Below are 20,171 nucleotides of genomic sequence, written 5' to 3'. Positions count from 1 at the left end.
CCGGCCCGTCAGGTGTGCCGCTGCCCGGTCATTTCGCGCGCCCCGCCGTCTCGAGCGCCGCCCGGAAGTCGTTGTACCTGCGGATTTCGGCGCTCACCGGCTGGGCGACCACCGACTCGGCCACCTTCGCGCAGGCGGCCCGGAGCCGGCGCCGCGCCTTGCGTCCGCGGGCCTTGGCCGCAAAGCGGGCGATGACCGAGGCGAGTATTGCCAGGAGGATTCCCGCGGCAACACCACCCGCGATCAGCAGGGTGGGCACGGGGAAGCCCTCGATTGAGGGAGCGTCCGGGACGTCGAACTGAAGGAACCCCATCGCGGCCATGACCCCCAGCCAGCCGATGCCGACGACGAGGGCGGCCAGCGCCAGCCACTGGAGCAGGCCCACCAGCGGCCACCACCACGACCTTCGACCGGTATCGAGGTTGGTCCCGGCGAGGGCCTGGTCGAGTCCGTCGAGGAGCGTGGGCACAGTCGCGCGCGCTGCCGAGCGGATGGCGGAGCGCCAAGGCTCAACCGCCGATCCCGCTGCGGTGTCAGCGAAGGTCCGCAGCGCCTGATCGACCCGTGCCCGCTGGGCCGGCGCTCCCGCGGGCATCGAGGTCCGGCGCAGGGCCGCGTCGACGTCGCTCCGGCGCAGGTTGAGCCGCCGGAGCGGATCCGAGCGGAAGGAACCCAACCAGCGGGTCACGGGCCAACCCGTCGCTGCGTGGGCATCACGGCGGTAGGAACGCACGACGGCGTCAACGACGGCGTCAACCCCGGCGGCTGCGGCGAGGCGAGTCGAAAGGTCCGCCTGGGCCGCCTTGCCGGGTACGGGCAGGTCCTCCGGCCCGACGAACGGGGCAAGCTGCGAGGAGGCCGCGGCGACATCGGCTGCCAGCCGGGCGTTGGCAGCCTGCTTCCGTCCGGCGATCTGCCGGATGGCGCCGGCGAGGTCTTCGAGGCCGTCCCGGGTCCGGGCGGAGACAGGAAAGACCCGCACGCCGCGAAGACCTTCCTCTGCCAGGATGCCGGAGAGTGAGGCCGTCACCTGCTCCTGCTGGCGGCCGGAAAGCCGGTCCGCCTGATTCAGTGCGACGAGGGTCACCGCGCCGTGGGAGGCCAGCGGGGCGAGGAAGTCATGATGAAGTGCCGCGTCGGCGTATTTTTGCGGATCGACCACCCACAGCAGCACGTCCACTTGGCCCGACATGCGTTCGACGATGGTCCGGTGGGCTGCGGCGGTCGAGTCGAAGTCGGGAAGGTCAAGCAGGATCAGCCCGCCGGTGTCCGCGCCAAGCAGCGCGGAGTCCGCCGGCATCTCGTGGCGCTCGTCGACTTCCAGCCAGTCAAGGAGCGGGCCGCTTCCCGCGGCGCCCCACACCACAGCCAGCGGTTTCGAGGTGGTCGGACGGCGGGCAGCGACCCGCGCCACCTCGGTGCCGCTGAGTGCGTTGATCAGCGACGATTTGCCGCTCCCTGTGGGACCGAAGATTCCGATGACAGTGTGGTCTGCCGACAACGAGCGGCGGCTGCTGGCCCGGTCGAGCACGCCGAAGAGGTCCTGTACGTTCTCGTCGGGAAGCCGCCCTTCGGCGAGCCCGCGCACAGTGTCGAGTGCCTCAAGTTGCTTATGCAGACCGCTCGTGGACCCCGCACCGCGGTGCCGGCTCACCGGCTGCCACCGGCCGTGGGGCCCGGGGCACCGGTGAGGTCGGTTCCGGCGAGCCGGCGCGCATAGGCGAAAAGCGCTTCAGGCGGTGTCTGCCCTGCCACCGGGGCGAGGAGGACGATGAACTTGTCCTTCTCCTCGTCGAGCAGGGCACGGCACCGGCGCTCAAGGTTGTCGCGCGCGGTCTTGGCCAGCCTGCGGACCGCGTCCTCGCCGAACACGGCCTCAAGGAGTTTCTGGCCGACGACGGCCGAGCCGCCGGCGATGCCGATCTCGGCACCGGACAGGCCACCGGTGGAGGCGAAGACGACCACCATCAGCGCCACCGCCACCCCGTTAACGCCGAAGGAAAGCATCCGTGCGGCGAAGCGCTTGTCGGAGCCTTCGGTACTGACCAGCTCGAGCAGATCCTGTTGCCACTCCCTCACCTGCCGTGCGGCCTCGGCGGAAAATTCGTCGCTGACATAGGCGCCCCGCCCGGCAAGGAGGGCCCGGCCGGCGTCGTCGCTGCGCCACCACTGCTCGGTCTGCTCGAACGCCTTCGCCGACTCTTCGACAATGACCGAGTGCAGCCCGGTCTCGATCGCCGCTGCGACCGTGGTCGCCGGGGCAGGCTGGCCGGTGAAGAACGCGGTGATCCGGTCCCGCAGCCATCCCACCCGGGTCTCGATGCCGCGCATGAACTCACCGGTGCCGACGAAGTCCTGCCAGCGGGCGAGGACCTCCCCGCGCAGCATTGTTCCATCCTCGGTCGAGCGGAGGATCGCAGCGAGGGCCTCCGAATAGGCGGCCTCCGCCGCCCCGGAGAGGCGGTCAGCGGTCGCCTGCTGGGCCTCGGCGGCCTCAGCGACCTCCTCGACGCGTCCGGCAAGGGCGCGCACCGCTCCGGCCAGGGTGCGGCGCGCGATGTCGGTGCGCCCCTCCGCGTCGGCGGCCAAGGCCCCGAGCCAGCGGCGGATGGGATCGACCGACCCAGCGGGCAGCATTCCATCCTCATCGAGGCCCGACTCCTGCACGACGAAGATCGGGGCGTGCCCGAGGGACTCGGCCGTGAGGAGGGTCATGAGGTCTTCGCGGACCTCCTCCTCGACCCCCGGCGGCACCCGGTCGAGCACCACGGCCAGGAGGATGTCGCGCCGGGCCGCCTCAGCCAGGAGCTTCCACGGTACGGCGTCGGCGTAGCGGTTGGCTGTGGTGACGAAAATCCACAGGTCGGCCGCGGCAAGCAGCTGCCCGGCGAGCCGTCGGTTCTCGTCTGCGATTGAGTCGATGTCGGGGGCGTCAAGGATCGCCAGCCCCCGCGGAACGGTTGCCTCACCCTGCAGGAGGAGGGTTCCTGCAGCGGCTCCGGCGGCGTCTTGGGGGGCGAGTTCGCCAGCGCCTGCCTGGACCCGGCTGAGCGAGGGCAGCACCCGCTGGGAGGTGAACCATTCGGCTTCGGCGGGGTGGTGGAGCAGGATGGGCTGCCGCGTCGTTGGCCGCACCGCTCCGGTTCGGGTCACCGGCCGCCCGATAAGGGCGTTGACGAGCGTGGACTTGCCGGCCCCTGTCGATCCTCCGATGACGGCAAGAAGCGGAGCGTCGAGCCGGTCGAGCCGCGGAAGGATGTAGTCGTCCAGCTGCGCGGCGGCCGCAGCCGCCGCTGCGCGCGCTGCGGGGGCTCCTGCCAGGGAGAGCGGAAACCCGGCGCCCAGCAGCGCACCATGTACTTCGCGGAGGAATCCCGCCACCCCGCGGGCGTCGGCGGCGGTGAGGGATGCATTCATCTTTCCATTCTGCCAGCTTGCTTACTTTCCTGCTGGAGCAAACAGAATGACCCCCGGACGCAAAAACGCCCCGGACATTCGGGGAATGTCCGGGGCGTCTCTTCCGATGTCCTTGAATAAGGACGCTTGTGACCCCAGCGGGATTCGAACCCGCGTTACCGCCGTGAGAGGGCGGCGTACTAGGCCGCTATACGATGGGGCCAGTACTTTGATCTTGCTTTACTTCAAACTGCTTTTACTGCTGTACTACTTTATCCTACTTTTGTCTTGCTGCTTGCATTTTACTGCGCTGGGGTACCAGGACTCGAACCTAGAATGTTGGTACCAGAAACCAGTGTGTTGCCAATTACACCATACCCCAATGGCACTCCCCGAAGCCCAGTGGTACAGGCCTCCGGGCCGCGTTACCGCTCCGCGCCGAGAAATAACTCTACCGGAAAGATGGCAGGAACTGCAAAACGGCGTCGAGGGAAGTGATCCTGCGCAGCCCCTCCGCCGCCGTTCCGGCCTCATCCGCCCCCGCTTCCGGGGCGTCGGACGCCCCGGAAGTGGCGGGTGAACCGGCGGCACGCCGGTCCAGCCAGACGCCGACCAGACCCGCGGCATCCGCAGCCCGGGCGTCGATGGCAGGGTTGTCGCCGACATAGAGGGTGCGGGCAGGGTCCGTGCCTAGGCGGCGGGCACCCTCATGAAAGATGGCCGGGTCGGGTTTCGCGACTCCGACGGCATCGATCCCCACCAGCACCCGGATCCGGCTGAGCCCGGACCGGTCAAGCTTGGCCCGCTGGTAGTCGTGCACATTGTTGCTCACCGCGCCGTACGGGACGCCCCGGGCCTGGAGCTCGTCGAGGAGGGGCATCACGTCGTCGTACGGCCGGAAATGCAGCGGCAGCGTCGCCTCGTAGGCGCTGGTCCACCGGTGGGCGGCCTCCCCCTCGAGTGGATCCGCGATGAAGGCGGCCTGGGCGTGGCGGGCGCGTCGAAGCCGCTGCTCGGCAAACGTCAACTGACCGGACAGGAAGGCGTCATAGTGGCCCTGGGGGTCCGTGGTGAAGAGCCGCTTGTATTCGGCCCAGTCATCATCGCTCAGGTGGCCGAAGGCATCCCCTGCGATGTGGTGGAGGGTCCTGCCCATGGCCGTCTCAAGGTCGACCAGCGTGTCATCGATGTCGAAGAGCACTCCCTCGATGTCCGGCGTCCCCTCCCCCGGACCCTTGCTCATTAGTCGCCCGCCCCGGCGAAGGCGCGGATCCGCGCCAGCGAGGAGTCGCGGCCGAGAATGACCATTGACTCGAACAGGGGCGGGGAGATGCGGCGGCCTGACACGGCGGTGCGCACCGGACCGAAAGCAAGGCGGGGTTTGAGGCCGAGGTCGTCCACCAGGGCAGCCCGCAGGGCACCCTGGATTGACTCCGCATCCCAGTCGGTCACGGCTTCGAGAGCCTCGAGCGTCTTGGCAAGGACCTCGGCGAGGTTTTCCGGCAGGCCCTTCCGTGCGTCGTCGGCGACGTCGATGGCATTGTCGTCCTTGAAGAGGAAACCAAGCATTTCGGGGGCCTCGCCGAGCAGGGTGATCCGTTCCTGGACCAGCGGCGCGGCCTCGGCGATGATTCGTTCCTCCCGCTCCGTCACCGGTTCTCCCACCAGTCCGGCGGCCTGGAGGTAGGGAACGAGGCGCGCGCGGAAATCCGCCGGGTCGAGCAGCCGGACGTGGGTGCCGTTGATCGCCTCTGCCTTCTTCAGGTCGAAGCGGGCGGGGTTGGCCAGGACGTCGCGGACGTCGAACTTCTCCACCAGCTGCTCGACGCTGAAGATGTCCTCATCAGCGGAGAGACTCCATCCCAGCAGGGAGAGGTAGTTGAGCAGCCCTTCCCGAATGAACCCGCGGTCGCGGTGGAGGAACAGGTTCGACTCCGGATCGCGCTTGGACAACTTCTTGTTGCCCTGGCCCATGACGTACGGCAGATGCCCGAACAGCGGCATGTAGCGTGCGACACCGATATCGATCAGGGCACGGTAGAGGGCGATCTGCCGCGGGGTGGAGGAGAGGAGGTCCTCCCCGCGCAGCACATGGGTGATTCCCATCAGGGCGTCGTCGACAGGATTGACCAGCGTGTAGAGCGGCGCGCCATTCGCGCGGACGACGGCGAAATCGGGAACGCTTCCGGCCCTGAAGGTGATCTCGCCGCGCACCAGGTCAGTGAAAGTGATGTCCTCATCGGGCATCCGCAGCCGGAGCACCGCGCCCCGGCCCTCGCTGCGGAACGCCTCGCGCTGAACCTCGGTGAGGGTGCGGTCGAAGTTGTCGTAGCCGAGCTTGACGTCGCGCCCGGCAGACCGGTGACGGTCCTCGACCTCTTCTGGCGTCGAGAAGGACTCATAGAGGTGTCCGGCCTCCACGAGTTTCGCGATCACGTCCTGGTAGAGGTCGCCGCGCTGTGACTGCCGGTACGGCCCATGGGGGCCGCCAACCTCCACGCCCTCATCCCAGTCGATCCCGAGCCACCGCATTGCGTCGAGAAGCTGGTTGTAGCTTTCCTCACTGTCGCGGGCGGCGTCGGTGTCTTCGATCCGGAAGACCAGTTTGCCGCCGGTGTGCCGGGCATACGCCCAGTTGAAGAGGGCGGTACGGATCAACCCGACGTGAGGCGTGCCCGTGGGTGACGGGCAGAACCGCACGCGGACCGGGGTTGAGTCATTGACAGTAGGGATTTCGGCTGCAGTAGTCATGATGGCCCAATTCTAGTAGCCGGCCCCTTCTCCCCCGGCCACCGGGCCCGGCGGGCACCGGAGTCAGCGGCGGGCCGGGTTTGAAAGCCGCCCGATTCCCTCGACCTCGACTTCGTAACGCTGGCCCTCGCTGATGAGTCCCACTCCGGCCGGCGTCCCGGTGAGGATGATGTCGCCGGGAAGCAGGGTGAAGGCCTGGGATACGTAGGAAACGAGTTCCTTCGCCCCCCAGATCATCTGGCTGGTGGACCCGTCCTGGCGCAGCTCACCGTCCAGGCTTCCCTTGACCGCGAGGTTTTCGGGGTCAAGCTCGGTCTCGATCCAGGGCCCGATGGGGCAGGAGGTGTCGAAGCCCTTGGCCCTCGCCCACTGGTCGTCGGTGCGCTGGGCATCACGCGCGGTGAGGTCGTTGGCACAGGTGTAGCCGAAGACGACGTCGTCGACCCGTTCGAGGGGTACGTCTTTGCAGATCCGCCCGATGACGATGGCCAGTTCCGCTTCGTAGGAGATTTCATCCGAGAAGGAAGGGAGCAGGATGGGGTCGCCGGGCCCGATGACGGAGGTGTTGGGCTTGAGGAACATCAGTGGAGCCGGCGGAACCTCATTGCCTAGTTCGGCGGCGTGGTCCGCGTAATTCCTGCCAATGCCAACCACCTTGCTGCGGGGAATCACCGGGGCCAGCAGGCGGACATCGGCCAGCAGGTGACGCGCGCCAGTGAGTTGGATGCCGGAGTAGAAGGGGTCACCGTTGATCACCGCGAGCTCTTCGCTGCCGTCTGGGCCTTCGACGACGCCGAACATTGGATCGTTATCTACAACAAAGCGGGCTATACGCATTGTCCTAGGCTACAGGTTCATTCCAGCCGACCCCGGGCAGCGGAAAGGCCGTGAACTCGCCCCCCAGGAGGCGGGTTCACGGCCCTTATCACACTGCCGGACAGGTCCGGCTAGGGTCTTTCTTTACTTTCAATCGGTTCCCTTTGGAACCGACTGGAGAAAGAATCAGTACGGCCAGTTGTTGATGCGATCGGTGCTGACGGTGGTCGAGCCCGACTTCGTCGACGTGGAGTCGGCGGCAACGGCTGCCGAGCTTCCTGCGGCGACGAAAAGTACCGACAGCAGGAGTGCGGAGGTGAGCTTCTTCATAATTTGTCCTCAAGGTGAGATGGAAGCAAAAGACATAAGCGGTCTTCTGCCTTGCTATAGCAGATTCAGTCTACGAAATGTTGTTCCGCCACACCAGTCACAATCGTAACAATTTTTGACTATTTAATTTCAGGGGTCCATGCTGGCCATCACGGGGCGCCCGGCCGCGTGTGGCCCACGTTGTTGGACGGTGCCGCCAGGCCCCGTCCGCGAGCTGAAGGTGGTGAAGGTCCTGCAGGAAATAACAGGAGAGCAGGTCCTCCTCGAACTGCAAGCACGCAGTGCATGGAACCAGCGGGATTACGAGCAGACGCAGCGGATCGCCGAGCAGGCGGCTGCCATGGCCGCCGAGCTAAAAGACGACAACGCCTGGTGGAACATGACCTTCCTGCAGGCCGAAAGTCTCCGGAAACAGGGACTCGTCAGAGAATCAGCAATGGTTGCCCGCACCCTCCAGCATCACCCTATGACCGGGCAATCAGCGGCTCTCGTCGCGCGAGTGTGCACAATGACCTCGCTGGCGCTGCAGGGCTCCGGCGACCTCGCCGATGCGGTCGTGGAAGCCCGTCGTGCGGCCGAAAGCGCCGCGCGCATTCCGGGGCAACAGGAACTGCACATCGAGGCGCAGAATGCGTTGATCGCGGCGCTTGCCGACAGCGACCAGCTGAACGACGCCTGGACCGAATGCCTCGTCCTTGCCGAGCTTCTTGAGGACAACCCCAGCAAGCAGACGTCGGGGATGAGCTACTGGGCCATCGGCAACGTGGCATTCCTCCTTCAGCGCGTTGAAGACGGAACCAAGTATCACCGCCTCGCAGCTGAGAACCTGTCGCCGACCAACGATCTTGATCTGTGGGCCCGCTTCAACCGTGCTTCTGCTGCGCTGCGCCTGGCCGCGGGAGTCGTTGAGCCTGAGACACTTGAATGCATTGACCGCGCCGAAATGGCCAGCTCGATTGTCGGCGGCAGTGAACGGGACCGGCTTGAATTGGCATTGACCCGTGCGCATTGGCTCGTACTGACCGGCCAGTTCGATGCAGCGATCGAACGCCTGAGGGCAGTGACCTCGCAGGAGTCTCTGCTCGCTACCCACACCGCCGCCGAGGCGCGCTTCCTGCTGGGCCAGGCTTATAACGCCCGGCACATCGAGCTTGAAGCCTTGCTGAACCTCGAAGCGAGCGAGGAGCTCTTCGTCCAGTCCGGCGCCAATGACCGGGCCGCCGCTGCACGACAACTTATCCACAAGGTCCAGGGCTTTGATTGAGCCGGCCGGCTCCCGACACAGCACGGCCGCCGGCCGCCGTCCAGCGTTACGAATTCCCCTCTGAGCGAAGCGGACTTGCGGTTGAGGGTAGCTAGTTGTGTAGAGTCTTATCTAAGCCCTGGCCGGGCTGGGCGTTTCCCCCCATTACTCCCACCCCGGTCGGGGCCTTCTACGTTAACTGCTTCACTGCGCGTCACTGCCGTTTCTGGTCCGCATTCCACTCTGCGCCGGCATGCCGAACGGGGAGGTGACTCCCCTGAGCCCCGCCCCGGCTCCCCTGCCGCTGGCTACGGTGCCCCGGCACGCCGAGCGAGCCTCAGGGGTGTCGTCGACCGGCCACAAGGGCATCCGCGGACGGGGCCCTATCCTCCGGCCACGCCGCCGGGGTCCTTCTTCAGTAGTTCGGCGAGCTCGCTGCTGCTCAACTTGTTCCAGGGTGACCCGTCCGAGCCCTGCATAGCAGCCTCAGGGCTGTCCCCTTGAGTCCACCATTTCGCTTCGAAGACGTCGCCGTCGAGGAGAATGCGCTCGCCCTTGAGGTACACGGTCTTGGGGTTCCAGACGGGGTAGGTTCCGGCCGGTGCCGTCACCTGCGGCAGAGGTTTCTCCCCCGGGAGCACCGGCCCGAGGATCGTCCACGGAGTTTCCTCAGCTTGCAGCACGGGGTTGTCGGGAATGTCTCCCCGCGTCCAGTACTTGGCAACATAGACGTTCCCGTGCCAGACAACGCGGTCATCCTCCGTGTAGGTGCCCTCCTCCTCCCAGATCGGGTAGGGGCTCGTCTCGGGGTCGTCCGCTACCGGCGTCGCAATGGGCTCCGACACAGTGGGGCCCTTCACGAGCGTCGATGCACGGCCCTCGAACCCGTCACCCAGGAGCTCCGCGAACTGGAGTCCGTTCTGGTCGATCCCGCTGCACCCGTCGGATACCACCGTGAGATCCGCATAATTGGCGCTGCAGTTTCCATCCCGGTTCAGAGACCACATCGACATCCGGCCGATGCCGTTCTCCTTGGCGAACCGGTTGAAGTCCACGGCCGCATCGGTGTCGAACACCTCGCCGACAACGTCGTTCTGACCGATCATCGGCGTCAGGCCGATCTTGCGCCAGAGGGTCTGCGGCCCCAGATCGATACCGGCCCGCCCGTACAGCGTGCCCAGTTGGCTGTGGGTTGCCCTCGCTGCTGCGACCGACGCCTCGAGCATGCTCGTACCTTCGGTCCTGGATGCCCCGTAGTCCATGGTCATGACATTCACGCCGGCGAGATCGACCTTCGCCGCAAGCATCTGGGCGACGGCGTCCGTCCCTTCAGCCGTGAGGCCCGAAGGCGCCACGGGAAGAGTGAGCCAGACGTTGAGCGGGGCGCCACTCTTTGCCCGGTCCTCCTGAAGCGCTGCGACGGCCTCGGCACGGCGTTTTCCTGCTTCAGTGTTGGCGAGGTTTCCGCCCTCAACATCCAGGTCGATCGTGGTGATGTCGTACCGGTCGATGACGGCTTCGTAGGCGGCGGTGAGCTTCCGGACGTCGGTGCACGAGGCAGCGAGCTCGGTGTTGAGCAGGCCGCCGAAGGACACCGACACCTCCCCGCCGCTGCGGGATAGGTGGGCGATCCGGCGGTCCAGATCCAGCGTCGATTCGGCTTCGTCAAGGGAGTACGCGGCGCCCCAGGACGGTTCGCAGTCATCGGCCGGATCAGCTACGACAAAGGAGAGCACGATATTCCTGCCCTGCCTGGTCGGCGGCTTCTCGAAGGCATAAAAGGGTGTGGCCGTCGCGTCGACATATCCGGCGAAGAACGGCTTGCCGCTCGCAGCGGCGCGGGCATCATCGAAGCGGGTCCAACCCACGACGGATGCGGTCACGAGGGCACCTGAGACACACACAAGGAAGAGGAGCCGCAGGGCGGAAAGCCGGCGGCCTGGAAAACGCTTGGACAACGTGCCCCCAATATGATGGCCTCCCCAGCGAAGGCCGACAGTGAAGTGTAGCGCCGTCGGAGAGGGGACGCCATCGGTGCTATTGTTACGCACGTCACACAGGTGGAACTGCTTCGCGGGCACCGGATCCGGGACAGCGCCATCCAACGAGTACGCTGTCAGTGATCTCTGGTATAACAAGGATCCTGTCCTCCTATGGACAAGTCTTGCAACGATCATGCGCCTGCTGAAGGACGCTGCTGTTGCTGTATGGATGCTGGGGAGCATATGTCTAATTCAATTACCGTTCCGCGCTCCACAGAGCCGGATCAAGGCCCCGTGCGACGGCGCCAGTGGGGAGCGGAACGACGGTCCGAGCCTTTGTCGATCGTTCATCCGACTCCATCGAACCGGAAGATCGCCCTCGGCCGGCTGGGCATTGTGGTGACGGTTCTCGCCTGGCTCACCTATGTCGTCACCACGATCCTCCGGCAGTTTGCCGAAAACCCCGACGCGGGATTCCGTTTCCAGTTCGAAGCGGTTTCCTACCTCATCGTCGTAACCTTCCTGACGTTTTCGGCCCTCATGTACCTGCTTGCCCGCCAGGGCGCCCTGTACCGGTTCCGCGACCACCGGCGGGTTCCCCGCGGGGAGCTTGACCGCCACTTCGCTTCATACGAGCACGGCATCACCGTCCTCGTTCCGTCCTACGCCGAGGAACCGCGCGTAGTCCGCGCCACATTGTGGTCCGCGGCCCTGCAGGAATTCCCCGATCTGCGGGTTGTCCTGCTGGTGGATGACCCGACGAACCCGACAGACCCGGCCGCGCGCGGAAAGCTGGAGGCTACCCGCGCCCTGACGGTGGATATCGAGGCGAGCCTTATTGAACCAGCGGCGCGGGCTACCCAGGTCCTCGCAGACTTCGACAGCCGACACGGCGCCGGGTCCACGGGCGCCGGAGAGCTGCCCGCGCTGATCGCCGAGTATGAGGCCGCGGCGGCGTGGCTCGAGGGAATGGCGGAGTCCGAGCGCGTGGATGACCACGTCGACGAGTTTTTCGTGGATCTCGTCCTGATGGGCCTCGCACGCGAACTGCGGCTGACCATCCTCGCCCTCAACGCCGCGCTTAGCCAGAACGAGGCCCCCGAACCGGAGCGGACCCGCGAGCTCTACCTGCGGCTTGTCCGCATCTTCACCACCCAGCTGGCGACGTTCGAACGCAAGCGGTACGCCTCCCTGTCCCACGAGGCCAACAAGGCGATGAACCTGAACGCCTACATCTCCCTGATGGGCCAGCGGTGGGTTGAGGAAAAAGCCGCAAACGGCACAGTGCTCCGGCCCGCACCGGCCGGCGGCCCAGCCGATCTCGACATTCCTGACACCACCTACCTGCTGACCCTCGATGCCGATTCGCTCCTGCTGCGCGATTACTGCCTGCGCCTGGTGTACCTGCTGGAATCGCCGGGCAATGAACGTGTCGCGGTGACCCAAACCCCATACTCCTCCTTCCGCGGCGCACCGACCCGCATCGAGCGGGTGGCCGGTGCAACCACGGATATCCAGCACATCCTCCACCAGGGCATGTCCTACTACGGGGCGACCTTCTGGGTCGGCGCCAACGCCGTGATCCGGAAAAAGGCTGTCGAGGACATCGTCGAGGTCGAAAACGTCGGCGGATTCGACATCAAGACCTACATTCAGGACCGGACGGTCATCGAGGACACCGAGTCAAGCGTCGACCTCGGGTCCCACGGATGGACCCTGATGAACTATCCCGAACGTCTGAGCTACAGTGCCACGCCCCCGGACTTCGGTTCGCTGGTGGTGCAGCGCCGCCGCTGGGCCAACGGTGGGCTGCTGATCCTTCCCAAGCTGTGGGACCAGGTAAGGGGACGCCGCTTCAAACGCGAGCCGGTCCTTCTGAGGGAGATCCTCCTGCGGGTGAACTACATGGCATCCATTTCCTGGGCAAGCTTCGGCCTCCTGTTCCTCCTTGCCTATCCCTACGACAGCAGGCTGCTCAGCCCCGTCGTTTTCCTTGCCGCCCTCCCCTATTTCCTGGCGATGGGCAGCGATCTACGTGATTGTGGCCACCGCTTCTCCGATATCTTCAGAATCTACGGGTTCAACCTCGTCCTTCTCCCGGTAAATCTCGCCGGCGTCCTGAAGTCGATCCAGCAGGCATTCACCGGTGACAAGATCCCGTTCGTCCGCACGCCCAAGGTAAAGAACCGTACCGCGGCGCCGGGGCTCTACGTCCTTGTCCCCTACCTGATCGTCGCGTTCTCGATACTGACGCTGGTCAGGGACACGAGTCAGGGACACTGGGGTAACGCCGTATTCGCCGGCCTGAATGCGGTACTCGCCGCAGGTGCCATACGCGCTTACATTGGCATCAAGAACTCGGCCGTCGACGTCGGGCTGGGAGTGTTGAACTGGCTGTACGTCAAACCCAAGTCAGTTCCAACAGCAGCACCGACCATCCCTGCCAGGGAGGAGGGAGACGCCGATTGGGCGTCAATCCTGTATCACGGCGACCGGCGGCTGAACCGCGACATGCGTGACGGCAAGGACCGCCGTAGGCGCGCCTCGGTTCGCTGAATTCAAGCACGGGAAAGGTTGGGGGACCGATGACCGATGGGATAACAATCGACAATGTTGCCGACAAGCTCGGCGACGGTGACGACGTTGGCGCTGATGCGCCACGGGCCGGAGCGCAAACCATGTCCGCGGAGGGGATTACGGTGATAACGCTACCGGCCGGTGAGCATATCTCCCGGCGCCTCGCGGAATCCAAGGCGGAGCAGGCGCGGGCGCTCGCCGCGGGCGTACCGCGGCCGCTGCTCATCGATATCCGCGGAGTGAAATCTATTGATCGGAATGCCCGCGTGGTCTTGGGTGCAGCGCATGTATCCGTGGCCGTTGCAGTCCTGGGATCGAGCCCTGTCGACCGAGTGCTTGGCAACTTCCTCATGGGAGGCAAGGATGCCAAAAGTCCTGTCGCCTTCTTCGCATCGCGGAGCGAAGCGCTTGCATGGCTCGCGGGCTTCCTGCCGGTACCCTGAAAAAGATGAACGCCGAAAACAAGGATCCGCGGCTAGGCCAGCTGGTTGACAGCATCGTCCGACTTTCGCGCGGCGAGTTGAGCAGCCGGATCGAGCCCTCGGATGCAAGGGATGAAGTTGATGCGGTGATCACCGGCTTCAACCTCCTTGCGGAGGAGCTCGAACAGGTCTACGACCAGTTCGAGAAGCGGGTTGAGAGCCGTACGGCGATGCTTCGCCAGGCACACCGGGATATGAAGAAAATGGCGATGTCCGATGCCCTCACCGGCCTCGCGAACCGGGTGGCCCTGATGGAAGCCCTTGAAAACGCGCTAGCCGAGACGGCGAACGGGGCGCCCCCGCCGGCGCTGATCCTCCTTGACCTCGATTCCTTCAAGAACGTCAACGACCGCTTCGGGCATGACGCGGGTGACCGCGTACTCCAGGAAGTCGGCGTCCGGCTCAACGGCGTTGTGCGTGCGAGCGACGTCGTCGCGCGTCTCGGCGGTGACGAGTTCGCGATTCTCCTCCCGGCCGCCAGCATGGAGATCTGCATGCGCGTGGCACGACGCGCCCTCGAAGTCCTTGGCGAGATCATCGAGCTGGAGGACCTGCAGGTTCATCCGAGAGCGAGCATCGGGGTACGGCTTGGAGACCCCCAGCAGAGTGCGGATGACCTGCTGCTCGATGCAGACACCGCGATGTACGCCGCCAAGCGCGAAGGCCGCAACATCATTAAGGTGTTCGAACCGGTGATGCAGTATTCGCGGCAGCTCCGTAGCCAGATGGCGGCAGAACTCCGGGCCGCCATCCGTCGGGAAGAACTGGTTCTTCACTTCCAGCCGCTGGTTGAACTTGCGACAAGCCGCATTATCGGGCTTGAGGTGCTGGTGCGTTGGCAGCACCCGGTGCGCGGGCTCATCCCACCGGACGTCTTCATCCCCCTCGCCGAGGAAATCGGAGTCATTCATGACCTCGACCGGTGGGTGATGTCGACGTCTCTGCGCCACCTTGCCGAATGGCGCCGTGAGCTCCAGCTTGACGACGACTTCCAGCTTCAGGTGAACCTCTCCGCTGTTGAGCTGAAGCAGCTCGACCTGGTCGACTATGTGCGCGGCCTCCTGCGGGAAACAGGGGTCCCTGCCTCCTGCCTGGTCATTGAGATCACCGAATCGGCGATCGTGACGCGGGGCGAAGTGGAGATGTACTCGCTTCTCAGCCTCCAGCAGCTTGGGGTGGGGATCGAGATCGACGATTTTGGGACAGGCTATTCCTCAATCAGCTACCTGCGCGAGCTGCCCGTCAGTATGGTGAAGGTCGACCGCTCGCTTCTTGTCGATCTTGATACCAAACCCGGCCAGTTCGGATTCGTCTCTGCAGTGCTTCAGTTGATCCGGGCAGCCGGACTTGAGGCTGTCTGTGAGGGCATCGAATCAAAGGAACAGGCCGACCAGCTGCGGGCCATGGGATGCGCCAGCGGCCAGGGGTTCTACTTCAGCAGGCCGCTGCCGATCGAGGAGATCAAAGCCCTGCTCGCCACCCACCGGTATCTCAGCCTGCCGGCCTAGCCGACGAGGCAGCATTGAGCCTCCGCCGCGGGCGCAGGCCCTGGGCGGCACAACTGTGAAGCTGCGCCGCCCAAGAAGCGGGATCTAAACCAGCCTGGTCAACCAGCCGTGGACATCCTCGGCGGTGCCGGTCTGGATTCCTAGCAGCTGACTGCGGATGGACATGGTCACCTCACCGGGACGGGCATCAGGTGCGCCGATAATCTCGTCGCCGTCCTTCAGCTGCCCAATTGGGGTGATCACCGCTGCCGTGCCGCAGGCGAAGACTTCGGTGATGTCGCCGGTGGCAACACCGTCGCGCCACTCGTCGAGAGTGATCTTGCGCTCGACGACGTTCATCCCGCGGTCCCGGCCCAGTTGAATCACCGAGGAGCGCGTCACGCCCTCCAGGATGGTGCCGGACAACGCCGGAGTGACGAGTGAGCCGTCCTTGAACACGAAGAACACGTTCATGCCGCCGAGCTCTTCGACGGCGTTGTCGTTGAATTGATCAAGGAAGAGCACCTGCTTGCAATCATTGGCTTCCGCCTCGAGCTGGGCCGCGAGGGAAGCCGCGTAGTTGCCTCCGCATTTCGCCGCGCCGGTTCCGCCCCGTCCGGCGCGGGCGAAGTTCCGGGATACCCAGATCGAAACCGGCTTCAGCTCTCCTCCGAAGTAGTTTCCTGCGGGCGAGGCGATGACGCGGAACGAAACTTCCCGTGCGGGCCGGACCCCGAGGAACGCCTCCGTGGCAATCATGAAGGGTCGCAGGTACAGGCTCTCTCCCTCACCGGTCGGAATCCAATCACGGTCGGCTGAAACCAGCTGGCGCAGAGATTCGAGGAAGATCGGTTCCGGAAGCTGGGGAAGGGCGAGTCGAGCCGCCGACCTGTTGAGGCGTGCGGCGTTGGCGTCCGCACGGAAGGTCCAGATTGAACCATCGGCATGGCGGTACGCCTTCATGCCCTCGAATATTTCCTGGCCGTAGTGCAGAACGGCGGCGGCGGGGTCGAGTGCGATGGGTCCGTAGGGTTCGACCCGCGCATTGCTCCATCCGCCCTTTCCATCGGCGTCGACCGAAAAATCCACGATCGCTGTGTGGTCGGTGAAGTGGTTGCCGAACCCCGGATCGGCGAGGATGGCCTCGCGCTGCTCCACGGTTTTGGGAGTGGTGGAGAGATGCTGGGCGAACTCCAGATCGGTGGCTGTCATGATTCCTCCGCGCGTGACCTGCTCCGTGCGGAGCGGCGCTCCGGGAGGCTATTCGGTCAGTGATCAGTGCCGGCTGCTTCGCCGACGCTGGGTTAATGGTTCCTAACCACCTTAGGACACCGCGGCGGCAATCGCATCGCCCACCGCCGACGTCGTGCGCGGTGCTCCAGTGCGGCCCGCGATGTCGGCTTCAACCGCACGCTCGATGCGCTCGGCCGCGGCATTCTGGCCCAGGTGCCGCAGCAGGAGCGCCGCCGAGAGGATAGCGGCCGTGGGATCCGCCTTCTGCTGACCTGCGATGTCAGGGGCGGAACCGTGGACCGGCTCGAACATTGAGGGCGCCGTGCGGTCCATGTTGAGGTTTCCTGAGGCCGCTAGGCCGATCCCTCCACTAATGGCCGCGGCGAGATCGGTCAGGATGTCGCCGAAGAGATTGTCGGTCACGATGACGTCAAACCGTGACGGATCGGTGACAAGAAAAATCGTCGCCGCATCGACGTGCAGGTAGTCGTGGGTGACTTCGGGGAACTCCAGCGCGACAGCTTCCACCGTCCGCTTCCAGAGGTGGCCTGCGAAGACCAGCACATTGTGTTTGTGGACCAGGGTCAGCTTCCGGCGCGGGCGCTCGCTCGCACGGCGGAAGGCGTCACGCACAACCCGTTCCACCCCGTGTGCCGTATTGAGCGAAACCTCCGTGGCAATCTCATGATTCGTCCCGCCGCGCAGGGTGCCCCCATTGCCGGCGTAGGGGCCCTCAGTGCCCTCCCGCACCACGATGAAGTCGACGGCTCCTGGGGCAGCCAAGGGCGAGCCCACCCCCGGGTACAGCTTGGAGGGGCGCAGATTGACGTAGTGATCGAGTTCGAATCGCAGTTTGAGCAGCAGTTCGCGTTCGATCAGCCCCGAGGGGATCCGCTTATCCCCCGGTGCCGCACCCACCGCTCCAAAGAGGATCGCATCGTGGGCACGCAGCCGGGTGAGGGTTTCCTCTGGGAGCGTTTCCCCGGTGGCGAGCCAGTGCTGGGCTCCGAGGGAGTACTCGGTAAGCGCAAGTTCCACCTCATCGGCCAGTACCGCCGAGAGCACCTTCACCGCTTCCGCCGTGACTTCCGGGCCGATGCCGTCTCCGGGGATGATCGCGAGGTCGATACGAGCAGTTGAGGGGTCCATCGACCCAGATTACGAAGCGGGCCGCCCTGCGGACAATCAGTCTCATTTTGTGAGACATCGGCATAGGGGGCTACCGGGTCCCCCACGATGCCGCTCTCGTTGCAGACATGAGGACGGGCCCCTTTCGGGTGCCCGTCCCCATTCGTACTGACTGGTTCGTGCCTGCTAGAAGCTAGCGTTCCGCTTCCGCTCAACGACTCGGCCGGCCACGAGGCCCGCACCGGTCAGGCCCGCCACGACAAGCCCTCCCAACCACACCTGACCCGGGTCATCCGATGCCGCAATCGCAGCCGACTGAACATTGAGGCCCCGGTTGGTGCGAACCGTCCCAGTTGAAACGGGCACGACCACAGTCCGCACCGTGACGGTGCCCGGAGTCTTCACTGGGACCTTCGTGATCACGACGGTTTTTCCTGGCTTGGTTGGGGACTGAGGGGCCTGCGGCACTTCAGGAGCTTCGGGTACGGAGGGCGACTCCGGAGTTCCGGGAAGCTGCGGGTTCTCCCCACCGGGGTTCTCCCCACCGGGGTTCTCCCCACCGGGGTTCTCCCCACCGGGGTTCTCCCCACCGGGGTTCTCCCCACCGGGGTTCTCCCCACCGGGGTTCTCCCCACCGGGGTTCTCCCCACAGTCGTTCTTGCCCTCACCGGTGTTGTTGCCGCCACCGTTGTTGCCCTCACCGGTGTTGTTATCGCCGCCGTTGTTGTCGCCGCAGCCGTCACCGTTGCCGCCGCCGTTGTCACCGCCGTTGCCGGGGTTGTCCCCGTTGCCGCCGCCGTTGTTGCCGCCGCCGTTGTCACCGCCGTTGCCGGGGTTGTCCCCGTTGCCGCCGCCGTTGTTGCCGCCGCCGTTGTCACCGCCGTTGCCGTCGCCGCCGTTGCCGGGGTTGTTCCCGTTGCCGCCGTCGCCGCCGCCGTTGCCGGGGTTGCCGTTGTCCCCACCGCCGTTGCCGGGATTTCCGCTGTCCCCACCGCCGTTGCCGGGGTTGCCGCCGCCGTTGCCGGGGTTGCCGTTCCCGCCGTCGCCGCCGCCGTTGCCGCCGCCGTTGTCACCGCCGTTGTCACCGCCGTTGCCGGGGTTGTTCCCGTTGCCGCCGCCGTTGTCACCGCCGTTGCCGGGGTTGTCCCCGTTGCCGGGGTTGTTCCCGTTGCCGCCGCCGTTGTCACCGCCGTTGCCGGAATTTCCGCTGTCCCCACCACCGTTGCCGCCGCCGTTGCCGGGGTTGCCGTTGTCCCCACCGCCGTTGCCGGAATTTCCGCTGTCCCCACCACCGTTGCCGGGGTTGTTCCCATTGCCGCCGCCGTTGCCGGGGTTGCCGTTGCCGCCGCCGTTGTCACCGCCGTTGCCGGGGTTGCCGTTGCCGGGGTCACCGTTGCCGGGGTTGCCGTTGCCGCCGTTGCCGCCGCCGTTGTCACCGCCGTTGCCGGGGTTGTTCCCGTTGCCGCCGTCGCCGCCGCCGTTGTCACCGCCGTTGCCGGGGTTGTTCCCGTTGCCGCCGTCGCCGCCGCCGTTGTCACCGCCGTTGCCGGGGTTGTTCCCGTTGCCAGGGTCACCGTTGCCAGGGTCACCGTTGCCGGGGTTGCCGTTGTCCCCACCGCCGTTGCCGGGGTTGCCGTTGTCCCCACCGCCGTTGCCGGGGTTGTTCCCGTTGCCGCCGTCGCCGCCGCCGTTGCCGGGATTTCCGCTGTCCCCACCGCCGTTGCCGGGGTTGTTCCCGTTGCCGCCGCCGGGGCCGGGGTCACCGTTGCCGGGGTCACCGTTGCCGGGATTGCCGTTGCCGCCGCCGTGGCCGGGGTCACCGTTGCCGGAGTCACCGTTGCCGGGGTCACCGTTGCCGGGATTGCCGTTGTCACCGCCACCGCTGTCACTGTTGCCGCCGCCGTTGCCGGGGTCACCGTTGCCGGGATTGCCGTTGCCCCCGCCGCCTGGGTTGCCGTTGCCGCCACCGCCGGGATTTCCCGCGTTCGGTTTGCTACCGGCCGCATTGCCTACCTGGTCCGGAGAAACGGGAATGGTCGGCACCGTCGGAGCAACAACCTCAACCGGGGCCGCGGGAACGACGGGTTCGACCGGCGTAGCAGGAACCGCTGGGACGGCAGGAATCGCCGGCACCACGGGAACGGCGGGCTCGGCCGGGGCCGCTGGACTTGCGGGCGGAGCGGGCGTAGCCGGCTGTTCCGGCACTCCCCCTTGGCCGCCGCCAGAACACCTCGCCCCGTTCCCCGCTGTGGCCTGGGCGCCGACGCCCGTGATGCCTGCCGATTGGCAGGGATTACTCTTCGGAGGAGGCGCCGCGTAGGCGGGAGCGGTGCTGGCTGCGAAGGCGAAGCCTACGAGCCCGACAGTTGTAAGGATTGACTTCATGGCAGCTCTCCAACCAGATGGGGGCTTTACTGACCACTCCTGGGGGCTGAAATCCGGTGACGCATGGCGTTGCAAGAGAACGCTCGAATGCCGTGTGAGACCGACTCAAAACCTTGATGTTTCCCCAGCAGAATCATCAGTTTTTGATTACTTACTCAGGCTAGAAATGGCCCGAGGGATAGTCGCGAGTGAGCAATACTCGACTGTTTCGGAGGACTCCGGGTATTTACTCGCATCGCTACGCTCGGCGTTGCTGAAAATACGTGGCGGTTCGTGAGCGTGTATTTTCAGCCGGAGTTGGAAATAGACCCATCGATCGGGTGCCCATGAACCTGACACCGGACAGGCCTTCGGATAGGGT

At 65.6% G+C, this 20,171-nt stretch carries 14 protein-coding genes and 2 tRNA genes; 4 read left to right on the top strand and 12 right to left on the bottom strand.

Annotation, left to right across the window (positions count from 1 at the left end):
• Positions 1-28 precede the first annotated feature (28 nt).
• From E2F48_RS00765 to E2F48_RS17210, 8 genes are all read right to left on the bottom strand, one after another.
• Positions 29-1,654 carry a GTPase gene (locus E2F48_RS00765; RefSeq protein WP_133402136.1) on the bottom strand — a complete coding sequence of 542 codons (1,626 nt, stop codon included), beginning with the start codon at positions 1,652-1,654 and terminating at the stop codon, positions 29-31.
• On the bottom strand, positions 1,651-3,417 hold the full coding sequence (locus E2F48_RS00760) for a dynamin family protein (RefSeq protein WP_133402135.1): 1,767 nt from the start codon (positions 3,415-3,417) through the stop codon (positions 1,651-1,653). The genes E2F48_RS00765 and E2F48_RS00760 overlap by 4 nt, the downstream gene beginning before the upstream one ends.
• 129 nt (positions 3,418-3,546) lie before the next feature.
• Positions 3,547-3,619: transfer RNA gene (locus tag E2F48_RS00755), tRNA-Glu, on the bottom strand.
• Positions 3,620-3,706: 87 nt separating this feature from the next.
• Positions 3,707-3,778: transfer RNA gene (locus E2F48_RS00750), tRNA-Gln, on the bottom strand.
• Positions 3,779-3,847: 69 nt separating this feature from the next.
• Positions 3,848-4,639 carry an HAD family hydrolase gene (locus E2F48_RS00745; RefSeq protein WP_133402134.1) on the bottom strand — a complete coding sequence of 264 codons (792 nt, stop codon included), beginning with the start codon at positions 4,637-4,639 and terminating at the stop codon, positions 3,848-3,850.
• Positions 4,639-6,147: a glutamate--tRNA ligase gene (gene gltX / locus E2F48_RS00740; protein WP_133402133.1), complete on the bottom strand. Its 1,509-nt coding sequence runs from the start codon at positions 6,145-6,147 to the stop codon at positions 4,639-4,641. The genes E2F48_RS00745 and gltX overlap by 1 nt, the downstream gene beginning before the upstream one ends.
• A gap of 63 nt (positions 6,148-6,210) precedes the next feature.
• Positions 6,211-6,984, bottom strand: a complete 774-nt coding sequence (locus tag E2F48_RS00735; RefSeq protein ID WP_133402132.1) for a fumarylacetoacetate hydrolase family protein — start codon at positions 6,982-6,984, stop codon at positions 6,211-6,213.
• 165 nt (positions 6,985-7,149) lie between these two features.
• A complete protein-coding gene (locus E2F48_RS17210; RefSeq protein ID WP_165968657.1) occupies positions 7,150-7,293 on the bottom strand; it encodes a hypothetical protein in 144 nt (47 codons plus the stop codon).
• Between the two features lie 139 nt (positions 7,294-7,432).
• On the opposite strand from E2F48_RS17210, the gene E2F48_RS00730 reads away from it, so the two are divergent.
• Positions 7,433-8,557, top strand: coding sequence for a hypothetical protein (locus tag E2F48_RS00730; RefSeq protein ID WP_133402131.1), 1,125 nt, complete (start codon positions 7,433-7,435; stop codon positions 8,555-8,557).
• Between the two features lie 362 nt (positions 8,558-8,919).
• On the opposite strand, the gene E2F48_RS00725 is transcribed toward E2F48_RS00730, so the two are convergent.
• Positions 8,920-10,419, bottom strand: coding sequence for a chitinase (locus E2F48_RS00725; RefSeq protein WP_246018452.1), 1,500 nt, complete (start codon positions 10,417-10,419; stop codon positions 8,920-8,922).
• A 342-nt stretch (positions 10,420-10,761) separates the two neighbouring features.
• Here E2F48_RS00725 and E2F48_RS00720 point away from each other — a divergent pair, with 342 nt between their 5' ends.
• Genes E2F48_RS00720 through E2F48_RS00710 form a run of 3 tightly spaced genes read left to right on the top strand, consistent with a single transcriptional unit; the run spans position 10,762 to position 15,085 of the window.
• Positions 10,762-13,074, top strand: coding sequence for a glycosyltransferase family 2 protein (locus tag E2F48_RS00720; protein ID WP_133402129.1), 2,313 nt, complete (start codon positions 10,762-10,764; stop codon positions 13,072-13,074).
• 29 nt (positions 13,075-13,103) lie between these two features.
• Positions 13,104-13,538, top strand: a complete 435-nt coding sequence (locus E2F48_RS00715; protein WP_133402128.1) for a DUF7793 family protein — start codon at positions 13,104-13,106, stop codon at positions 13,536-13,538.
• 5 nt (positions 13,539-13,543) lie between these two features.
• The gene (locus E2F48_RS00710; protein WP_133402127.1) at positions 13,544-15,085 is read left to right on the top strand and encodes a putative bifunctional diguanylate cyclase/phosphodiesterase; all 1,542 of its coding nucleotides are present in this window, start codon (positions 13,544-13,546) and stop codon (positions 15,083-15,085) included.
• Between the two features lie 84 nt (positions 15,086-15,169).
• On the opposite strand, the gene E2F48_RS00705 is transcribed toward E2F48_RS00710, so the two are convergent.
• The 3 genes from E2F48_RS00705 to E2F48_RS00695 all read right to left on the bottom strand — a co-directional run bounded on the left by E2F48_RS00705 (position 15,170) and on the right by E2F48_RS00695 (position 19,468).
• Positions 15,170-16,276 (bottom strand): branched-chain amino acid aminotransferase, encoded by a 1,107-nt coding sequence (locus E2F48_RS00705; protein WP_133402126.1) that lies wholly within the window; start codon positions 16,274-16,276, stop codon positions 15,170-15,172.
• Between the two features lie 111 nt (positions 16,277-16,387).
• Positions 16,388-17,446 (bottom strand): 3-isopropylmalate dehydrogenase, encoded by a 1,059-nt coding sequence (locus tag E2F48_RS00700; RefSeq protein ID WP_133402125.1) that lies wholly within the window; start codon positions 17,444-17,446, stop codon positions 16,388-16,390.
• Positions 17,447-17,611: 165 nt separating this feature from the next.
• A complete protein-coding gene (locus E2F48_RS00695) occupies positions 17,612-19,468 on the bottom strand; it encodes a hypothetical protein (RefSeq protein ID WP_133402124.1) in 1,857 nt (618 codons plus the stop codon).
• Positions 19,469-20,171: the final 703 nt, after the last annotated feature.

The sequence above is a fragment of the Arthrobacter crusticola genome (genome assembly GCF_004357995.1).
GTDB classification, from domain to species: Bacteria; Actinomycetota; Actinomycetes; order Actinomycetales; family Micrococcaceae; genus Arthrobacter_D; species Arthrobacter_D crusticola.
The sequence above is the reverse complement of the archived record's forward strand: the minus strand, read 5'-3'. Positions and strand labels throughout refer to the sequence as shown.

What these genes read in the sequence shown, in the direction of transcription:
- E2F48_RS00700 (WP_133402125.1), bottom strand. Translation starts at nt 17,446, where the DNA reads ATGGACCCCTCAACTGCTCGTATCGACCTCGCGATCATCCCCGGAGAC.
- E2F48_RS00705 (WP_133402126.1), bottom strand. Translation starts at nt 16,276, where the DNA reads ATGACAGCCACCGATCTGGAGTTCGCCCAGCATCTCTCCACCACTCCC.
- E2F48_RS00710 (WP_133402127.1), top strand. Translation starts at nt 13,544, where the DNA reads ATGAACGCCGAAAACAAGGATCCGCGGCTAGGCCAGCTGGTTGACAGC.
- E2F48_RS00735 (WP_133402132.1), bottom strand. Translation starts at nt 6,984, where the DNA reads ATGCGTATAGCCCGCTTTGTTGTAGATAACGATCCAATGTTCGGCGTC.
- gltX (WP_133402133.1), bottom strand. Translation starts at nt 6,147, where the DNA reads ATGACTACTGCAGCCGAAATCCCTACTGTCAATGACTCAACCCCGGTC.
- E2F48_RS00720 (WP_133402129.1), top strand. Translation starts at nt 10,762, where the DNA reads ATGTCTAATTCAATTACCGTTCCGCGCTCCACAGAGCCGGATCAAGGC.
- E2F48_RS00730 (WP_133402131.1), top strand. Translation starts at nt 7,433, where the DNA reads ATGCTGGCCATCACGGGGCGCCCGGCCGCGTGTGGCCCACGTTGTTGG.
- E2F48_RS00715 (WP_133402128.1), top strand. Translation starts at nt 13,104, where the DNA reads ATGACCGATGGGATAACAATCGACAATGTTGCCGACAAGCTCGGCGAC.
- E2F48_RS00760 (WP_133402135.1), bottom strand. Translation starts at nt 3,417, where the DNA reads ATGAATGCATCCCTCACCGCCGCCGACGCCCGCGGGGTGGCGGGATTC.
- E2F48_RS17210 (WP_165968657.1), bottom strand. Translation starts at nt 7,293, where the DNA reads ATGAAGAAGCTCACCTCCGCACTCCTGCTGTCGGTACTTTTCGTCGCC.
- E2F48_RS00745 (WP_133402134.1), bottom strand. Translation starts at nt 4,639, where the DNA reads ATGAGCAAGGGTCCGGGGGAGGGGACGCCGGACATCGAGGGAGTGCTC.